Origin of the sequence: Pseudomonas sp. SWRI77 (assembly GCF_014269105.1) — a bacterium.
Lineage (GTDB): Bacteria > Pseudomonadota > Gammaproteobacteria > Pseudomonadales > Pseudomonadaceae > Aquipseudomonas > Aquipseudomonas capeferrum.
This window is the reverse complement of record NZ_JABWRV010000086.1, coordinates 1-222: the sequence shown is the minus strand read 5'-3', so window position 1 is coordinate 222 and position 222 is coordinate 1. Positions and strand designations below refer to the sequence as shown.

The 222-nt window shown below is 59.5% G+C and carries 1 protein-coding gene; it reads right to left on the bottom strand.

Annotated elements, in window-relative coordinates; all coding sequences use genetic code 11:
* Nucleotides 1-222, bottom strand: a 222-nt coding sequence (locus tag HU766_RS26615; RefSeq protein WP_186661912.1) for a transposase, incomplete at both ends; no start/stop codon positions are given.

Here is a 222-nt window from a genome sequence, read left to right as displayed (position 1 = left end):
GCCGGCCTCGACGTAGCGCTCCAACCGACTCCAGTTGTTCGCCAGATAGTGCACCGCCTTGCCCAGCACGCTTTGCGGTGTGACTTGGGACTGCGTCTTGTCCAGCCAGCTTTTCAACTGGCCGAGGATCGGCAGGCTTCGTTCCTGGCGACCGATGAACCGCTGGTCATCGCTGACATCCTTGAGTTCACGCTCGATGCCATACAGCTTGTTGATCATCGC